Raw genomic sequence first — 8,574 nt, forward strand, 5'->3', positions numbered from 1 at the left:
AACATTAGTCAATGGAAATGGTGAAAAAGTTACAACAATTACTGTACCAGAAGTTGGAACATATGAATTGAAAGATGGTGCGATTACATTTACACCAGTTAAGACATTCAAAGGAACAGCTGAAGGGGTAACCGTTCAAGTTGAAGATGAGAATGGTAAAGTTGTTACTAAGAAATATGTACCTACAGTTACACCAGTAACACCAGAAGGTGAAAATGCTGAAACTGAAGGACCAAAAGCACAACCACAAACATCAACAATCGTGTTTGATAAGAAAGACGAAGATACAACAACAGTAAACTTCAACAAAGGTCATGAATCAGTAGCATTAGATCCAACAACGACAACATTAGTTGGAAAAGATGGATCACCAGCTACAGAAGTGAAAGTTCCAGGTGAAGGTACGTATACATTAATAAATAATGTCATTACATTTACACCAGAATCAGAATTTGTTGGAAAAACTACAGGAGTATCTGTACAAGTGAAGGATGTAAATGGAACAGTAGTAACGAAAACATACACACCAACAGTTCGACCAGTTACAACATTTGTAGATGAAACTGGAAATCCAATCAAAGTTGATAAGAACAATACACCAGTTGTACCTGAAGAAGATGGAACTCAACCTAAGAAAGATATCTATGGATATAAATTAGTTCGTACAGAAACTGATAACAAAGGAAATACGAAACATATTTATGAGCTAGCTAAAGGTGAAACAGTTAAAGTAACTTACGTATCAACTACAGGAGAAGTATTGAAAGATTCACAAACAGTACAACCAAAAGATACATTAGTTGGAACTGCTTATGATGCTTCAACAGAAACTATTAAGTCTGAACGTATCGAAAAAGATGGTAAAGTATATCTATTGAAAGAAACAAAAGCTGGTTCAGCTTCTGAAAAAGGTAAAGTAAGTGATAAAGAACAAACAATTACTTATGTATATGAAGAAGTCAAAGAATCAGAACCAAAACGTAATTACGGAAGTGTAGTAGTCCTTTATACTGATCAATTTGGACGTCCAATTTCAGGTATTACTGATACAGGTAAAGAAGTAGGAAATACAGTATTGGATACATCAAATGCCCCGTTAAATACTAAATACGATACAACTGACAATAAACCACAAACAATTACTACAAAAGATGGTAAGGTTTATACACTGAAGAAAGTTACGAAAGACTCTGAACAATCAGGTGTTAAAGGTAGAACTTCTGTTGTAACTTATGTTTATGAAATGTTGAATAATACAGAAGAATTACCAGAAGCACACGTTGGAATAGTATTAGTGAATTATCAAGATGAAGATGGTAACTTAATCTCAGGAAAAACTCCAGAAGGAAAAGATGTTCCAAATGTAGTAGTAGATACTGATGCAACATTAGTTGGTGAAAAATATGACACAACTGACAATAAACCTACAGTTATTATTGCTGAAAATGGAGATGTATATGAACTTGTAAAAACTTCAGATACTTCCGTTGAAAAAGGTGAAGTTGTCGAAGGTGCTACAATTGTCGACTATGTATACCGTAAAGTTGAAACGAAATTCGTTGATGAAAATGGTAAAGAGATTAAATCATCAGAAAAAGGAACAAAATCTAAAGAAGAAATCTCAGAATACGTGTTCAAAGAAACGAAGAAAGATGAAAAAGGGAATACAATCCATGTATATCGTCAAGTCGTAACAAGTTATGTCGATAAAAATGGTAAAGAGATCAAATCATCAGAAAAAGGAACAAAATCTAAAGAAGAAATCTCAGGATATGTGTTCAAAGAAACGAAGAAAGATGAAAAAGGAAATACAATCCATGTATATACTAAGAAATCTTCTTCAACAGTTTTAATACCTAATACTGAAAATGGTCAAACAACTATTTGGAAAGATGTAGACGGAAATATTATCAAAACACAAGAAAATGGTAAGAAAGAACACTCTGTAATTAATGGATATGTGTATGATCATTCTGAAGAAGATAAAGATGGAAATACTACTCATATTTATCGCAAAGTAAATTCAACTACTTCTGAAGTGAATGAAAAACAAACTTCATATGTAGATGAAAATGGTAAGGCTGTTCAAACAACAAAACAAGGTCAACATCCTCAAGATAATATTGCAGGATACGAATTTGTTCGTACAGAAACAGATGCAAATGGCAATGTACGTCACGTATATCGTCAAATAGCTCAATTACCAGCAACAGTAGAACAACGTAAGAATGAGTTACCAAATACTGGTACTGGAGAAGAAGTAACAATCTTTGGAGCTGCAGCAGCTTCAATTCTTGCAGGATTGGGAATTGTAATGCCTGGTAAGAAAAAAGAAGAAGAGTAATATTTTTTCTAAAACTAAGTATTTGTATTGATTTATTTCAAAGACAGATTAATCAATCAAGACACTAAGGGAGCTCTCCGAATCATTCGGAGGGCTTTTTTAGTACGAATAGAAAAAAATGGTTATCAAATATTGGAATATTCCATTCTATTGTTTTATAATAGAATTTAATAATAATGGAGGTGTCATGTGAAAAAACATTCTAAAAAGAAATATCTTAGTAAAACAAAACAAAGATTTCAGATAGGATTGTTAGTTACTTATATAATTTTATCGATTATCTTATTAGTATTCATATTTAGTTATAAAATATTGGCATTCCGTTATTTAAATATTTTAGTAACACTATTATTAGTATTTGTTGCAAGTTTTAGTATTAGAAATTTCTATTTTTCAAAAAAATCAAAGAAAAATACACGTATTTTACTAATAATTTTTAATGTGTTAAATCTTATTGCAATTTTTTCAATTTATCAATTTGTTGAATTTGCAAACCAGATGAATGAATCAGCAACGACTTCAAGTTACTCGATGAGTGTTGCAGTATTAGCAGATAGTCCTATTAATGAAATTAATCAACTAAAGAAGGTCACTGCTCCAATTGATATTGACGAAGAGAATATTTTAAAATTTGTAGATGAGATTAAAATAAAGCAAAATAAAATCATAGAACTTGAAAAAATCAGCTCCTACTTAGATGCATATAATAGTTTGATTGCTGGGAAAACAGAAGCAATTGTACTCAATGAAGCTTTTGAAAAAATTATTGAAACAGAGCATCCTGATTACTTATCAAAGATTAAAAAATTATATGTTAAAAAATTAACGAAAAAAGTTAAAGGTCCTAAAATGAATAAAGGAGATAGCTTTAATATTTATGTTAGTGGGATTGATACCTATGGTTCAATTAATGAAGTTTCTCGATCAGATGTGAATATTATTTTAACAGTTAATACTAAAACGAAAAAAGTGTTAATTACTACTACTCCAAGGGATTCTTATGTTCCAATAGCGATTGGAGGTAATAATCAAAAGGATAAATTGACTCATGCTGGAATTTATGGGGTAGATGCTTCTATTAAAACATTAGAAAATCTTTATAATATTGATCTTAATTATTATGTTCGATTGAATTTTACTTCGTTTCTAAAATTAATTGATTATTTGGGTGGAATTGATGTCGATAATGATAAAGCTTTTACGGCAGAACATAATGGTCAATATTATGCTGCCGGAAGAATTCATTTAAATGCAGATCAAGCGTTAGGATTTGTTCGTGAACGTTATGCACTAACGGATGGAGACCGTGATAGAGGACGAAATCAGCAAAAAGTAATTACTGCTATTATACGTAAATTAACTTCTACTGAAGCGCTATCGAATTTTAGTGAAATTATGCAAGGGATACAAGATTCTATTCAAACAAATATGCCGTTTGTTACGATGATGAATCTTGTAAATAGTCAGTTAGAAACAGGTGGCTTATATAGTGTGGAATCCATTGATTTAACGGGAGTTGGTCGAATGGATTTACCTTCATATGCGATGCCGAATAGTCAGTTGTATATGATGGAAATTGATGAAAATAAGTTACAATCGATTAAAGATGCCATGAAGGCTATCATGGAGGGAAGATAATATGATTGATCTTCATTCGCATATTATTTTTGGTGTGGACGATGGACCAAAAACATTAGAAGAAAGTGAACAGCTTTTAATAGAGGCGTATCATCAAGGCGTACGAACTATTGTTGCTACATCACATCGTAGAATAGGAATGTTTGAAACTCTTGAAGAAAAGATTCAATTAAACTTTAGGCGTGTACAAGAAATTGTACAAGAAATTGCACCAGACTTAACAATTCTATATGGTGCAGAAGTCTATTACTCAAACGAGATGCTTGAAAAATTAAAAATTGGAGAAATTCCATGTATAAATAAAACATCTTATGTACTAATTGAGTTTGGTAGGAGCACATCCTTTTGGGAGATTAGGAATGCTTTAAAAAATCTATTAATGTTAGGATTAACACCAATTGTAGCACATATAGAACGTTATCATGCGCTTGAAAATAATGAAAAATATTTGAAAGAGATAATTGCTATGGGGTGCTATACCCAAGTCAATAGTTCAAGTATATTAAAGCCAAGATTTTTTCATGATAAGCATAGAGCTTTGAAAAAACGAGCAAAGTATTTTCTCGATAAGGATTTGGTGCATTTCATAGCTAGTGATATGCATAATCTTACAAAAAGACCTCCATATATGAAAGAAGCATATGATATTATCTCAAAAAAATATGGTTTAAAAAGAGCGAGAGAGTTATTTGTAGAAAATCCAAACAAGATTATTCAAAATCAGATATTATAGTAATAAAATAGTTGGGTAAATATGATTAATGTAGAAGAGGATAATATGAATAAATACAGAGGATTAAAAAGATTAACAGATTTCTTTTTTAGTATAGTTTTACTAGTACCTGCAATACCAATTTGTTTAATAAGTGCATTTTTCATAATTTTAGAGACAAATGGTAATCCATTGTATATCCAAGAAAGAGTAGGATTAAATGGAAATAAATTTAAAATCTATAAATTACGTTCTATGTATAATGACGCAGAAAAGGATGGACATAAATGGGCTGAAAAGAAAGACTCACGAATTACAAAAGTAGGTGCAATTATTCGAAAAATTAGAATTGATGAATTACCTCAATTAATTAATATTATTAAAGGAGAAATGGCCATTATTGGTCCTCGTCCAGAAAGACCTGAATTTATTGAGGAATTTTTAAAAGAAATTCCAGATTTCAATGATCGATTAGCTGTTAAACCAGGTATTACTGGATGGGCTCAAGTAAATGGTGGTTATGAATTATCACCAAAAGAAAAATTAAAATACGATCAATATTATATTGAACATGAGAATTTCAAATTAGATATATTAATTTTATTTAAAACAATAAAGGTTGTATTTACGGGTGAAGGTTCTAGATAATAGAATGAAAGGAAGAGGAGTATAAAAAATGGATATTTCTAATAATATGACAAAAATATATAGTGTAATTAAGTCAAAATTATTATTTTTAATCATATTTATTTTATTGGGAGTAGGAGGAGTGACATTGTATACAATGTTTGCAATTACACCTGTTTATAGTGTGTCTTCTACTCTTATTTTAAAAATTATGAATAGTGAGAAAAATGATTCTCAAGTGATGGAAGCATTAAATTTATTTCAGAGACAAGCAAAAACATACTTAGAAATTGCAGCATTATCCCCTGTGAAAGAAGCAACAGATAAAGCTTTAGAATTATCTTCGGAAGATGCTTCTAAAATTAAAAGTATTAAATTAACCAACGATTCCGGATCGCAATTAATGACATTAACGATTAAGGCGAGTGATAGAGACTTAGCAAATCAATATATTAAACAATATGTGAAGCAATATAAGCAGTTTACGACGGAAAAGTTTGGTCGTGATGATTTAGCAATTGTATCAGAAGCACAAGGTAGCTTAAAACCAATTTATCCGGTTTTATGGAAAAATATGTTGATTGCATTTATTGTATTTTCATTTATTGCTTTTAATATTATTTTTATTCGCTATGTAATGAGTGATTCAATTGATTCTTCAGATGAGTTAGAAGAATTAACGGGTGTACCGACACTTGGAATGATTCCAGTAATAGAGAAAAAAGAGAGAAGGTAAGAAATATGTATATTGAAGTTATTCATAATAATAAATCAATAGCATCAGAATCTTTTAAAACATTACGAAGTAATATTCAATTTTCAAATTATGGACAGAGTATTAAAACGATTGTTGTGACCAGTTCTAATCCAAATGAAGGAAAAAGTGAAGTAAGTATTAATCTTGCAGCTTCATTAGCTCAACAAAAGAAAAAAGTTTTGATTATTGATGCAGATATGAGAAAACCCACTCAACATAAAATTATTGGAACAAAAAATACTGTTGGATTGAGTAAATTCTTATTGAGAGAAGTTGGTGCTGAAGCGATTCAACGTTTAAATATTTTAGATGTAAATTTAGATGTTCTAACATCAGGTCCAATTCCACCTAATCCATCGGAAATGTTGGCAAGTACCACTATGGAACAATGTCTTAAAGCATTTGTGGATTATTATGATTATGTGATTATTGATACTCCACCTCTACTTGCAGCTACTGATGCTCAAATATTAGCTAGAATTGCAGATGCTACAATTTTAGTTGTAGATAATAAAAGAACTAAAAGAAGACAAATTATTGAAGCAAGAAAACGATTAGATAATGTTGGAGCTAGATTCCTAGGAACAGTTATGAATAAATTAAAATTAACTGATGGGGATAATTATTATTACTATTATGAATATTAATTGATAATACAAACAAAGAAAGGAAACCATATGCTAGTTTATATTTTTATATTTATTTATCTGACTTTTTTGGCGTTCCTCTCTTTGTTTTTTGAGGATAAAAAATCAGAACTTAAATTTTTTATATTTCCAACTTTTATTTTGTTTTTAGTAATCGATGGATTTAGAAAATCTAGTGTAGGAAGTGATTTGCATGTTTATGTATCTATTTTTGAGAAAAATGCTTTGAAACTCCCTGGCTTCTCAAATTTTTTTAAGTCTCGCTTTGAATCTGGATATATTTTAAGTAATCAAATTATCCGTAGTTTGACAGATCAATATACCGTATTCTTATTTATTTTTGCCATTATTACCTTATTGATTTGGTTCTATGTTCTGTCGAAGTATTCTAAAAATATATATATTAGTTTAATGATTTATTTTAGTTCTTTAGGGATGTTTCTATATTCCTTCTCAAATATTCGTCAAGGTTTAGCTGTTGCTATTGGTTTCTTAGGATTTTACTTTTTGTTTGAAAAGAAAAATATTCGAGGAATTATTTGTATTTTATTAGCTCCATTGTTTCATAGTTCTGGAGTAATTTGTATTTTATTTTTACTTTTTAAAAATGTAAAACTGAATTATAAACACTACAGTGTTCTGCTTTTAATCACTTTAGCGTTATTACCATTTACTAAAATACTTTTTGCAACTATTATTAGTGTTTTTCCTCAATATATCCCATATTTAGAATCCTCTTGGTTTATAGAAAGTAATAAATGGGCTCCAGTGTTATTAACTATTCTGTATGGGTTGATATTTGTGTTTGGTGAGTTAGTTATGAAAAACCAACTTTTAACGAAACGAGAAGAAGCGATTAAAACATTATTTTTTATAAATTTAATACTGACAATGACGACATTACAAACGGCATTATTAGAAAGATTTGTTTTTTATATTTCTCCAATCGTAACATTATATATTCCAATGGTTTTGTATAAGATTACAGAGAAAAAGTTAAGATGGATATTGTTCTATGTTACTGTTATTATTTATTTCGTAATTTTATTAGTATTTATTTATTTTAAACCGGAATGGTATCAAATTGTTCCGTATCGTTCGGTTATAACCGATTGGTTGATTGGAAATTAAGAAGAGGTGTATAAATGGAATTTTCAGTTTTAATAACCGTTTATAAAAAAGAAATTCCGGAAAATCTGAGAAAAAGTATCCTGAGTTGTTATCAACAAACTATAAAACCTAAGGAAATTATTTTAATTTGTGATGGAGAATTGACAGCAGCTTTAAATGAAGAAATTGATCTACTAAAAAAAGAAATACCTGTTTTACTAGTTTATCAATTACCTGAAAATTTAGGATCAGGACCAACGTCACGCTTTGGTGTGAAAAAATGTCAAACAGAATTAATTGCTAGAATGGATAGCGACGATTACTGTATAGCTACAAGATTTGAAAAACAATTAAAAGTATTCGAAGAAAATCCAAATCTTATTATGGTTGGTTCTAATATTTTAGAGAAGAATACAGAGTTTACCGCATTAAAGAAAGTACCTGAAACTACGGAGGAAATTCGTCGGTATTCGAAAATGAGAAATCCCTTTAATAATCCTTCTAGTATGATGAAAAAAGAGTATATTTTAAAATCGGGTAATTACCGTGAATTTCGCTATTTGGAAGACTATGATCTAACGATGAGATTATTACATGATAATCCAACCAAAGATTTTTATAATATTCAAGAACCTTTAGTTGTGATGCAAACAAATGATTCTAGCTATCTAAGAAGAGGCGGATTATTGTATGTGAAGACAGATTTTATTCTACAATTAGATTTTTTTCGTAGAGGAGA

Annotated in this window: 8 protein-coding genes; all 8 read left to right on the plus strand. The window is 29.8% G+C overall.

All coding sequences use genetic code 11. The features are described 5' to 3' along the window. Positions 1-2,344 (plus strand): MucBP domain-containing protein (locus RYL55_RS07630; RefSeq protein WP_315008392.1); only part of this gene is annotated, 2,344 nt, incomplete at its 5' end. A gap of 189 nt (positions 2,345-2,533) precedes the next feature. Continuing rightward, positions 2,534-3,982, plus strand: coding sequence for an LCP family protein (locus tag RYL55_RS07635; RefSeq protein ID WP_314397571.1), 1,449 nt, complete (start codon positions 2,534-2,536; stop codon positions 3,980-3,982). 1 nt (position 3,983) lies between these two features. Continuing rightward, positions 3,984-4,715 carry a CpsB/CapC family capsule biosynthesis tyrosine phosphatase gene (locus tag RYL55_RS07640; RefSeq protein ID WP_314397572.1) on the plus strand — a complete coding sequence of 244 codons (732 nt, stop codon included), beginning with the start codon at positions 3,984-3,986 and terminating at the stop codon, positions 4,713-4,715. A gap of 45 nt (positions 4,716-4,760) precedes the next feature. Beyond that, positions 4,761-5,342 (plus strand): sugar transferase, encoded by a 582-nt coding sequence (locus RYL55_RS07645; protein ID WP_314397573.1) that lies wholly within the window; start codon positions 4,761-4,763, stop codon positions 5,340-5,342. A 28-nt stretch (positions 5,343-5,370) separates the two neighbouring features. Next, entirely contained in the window at positions 5,371-6,057 is a 687-nt protein-coding gene (locus RYL55_RS07650; RefSeq protein WP_315008394.1) for a chain-length determining protein, read from the plus strand. Between the two features lie 5 nt (positions 6,058-6,062). Continuing rightward, positions 6,063-6,725, plus strand: a complete 663-nt coding sequence (locus RYL55_RS07655; protein ID WP_314110798.1) for a CpsD/CapB family tyrosine-protein kinase — start codon at positions 6,063-6,065, stop codon at positions 6,723-6,725. Between the two features lie 30 nt (positions 6,726-6,755). Beyond that, a complete protein-coding gene (locus tag RYL55_RS07660) occupies positions 6,756-7,856 on the plus strand; it encodes an EpsG family protein (RefSeq protein ID WP_315008396.1) in 1,101 nt (366 codons plus the stop codon). 14 nt (positions 7,857-7,870) lie between these two features. Further along, positions 7,871-8,574 (plus strand): glycosyltransferase (locus tag RYL55_RS07665; protein ID WP_315008398.1); only part of this gene is annotated, 704 nt, incomplete at its 3' end.

Origin of the sequence: uncultured Granulicatella sp. (genome assembly GCF_963515615.1) — a bacterium.
Taxonomy (GTDB): Bacteria; Bacillota; Bacilli; order Lactobacillales; family Aerococcaceae; genus Granulicatella.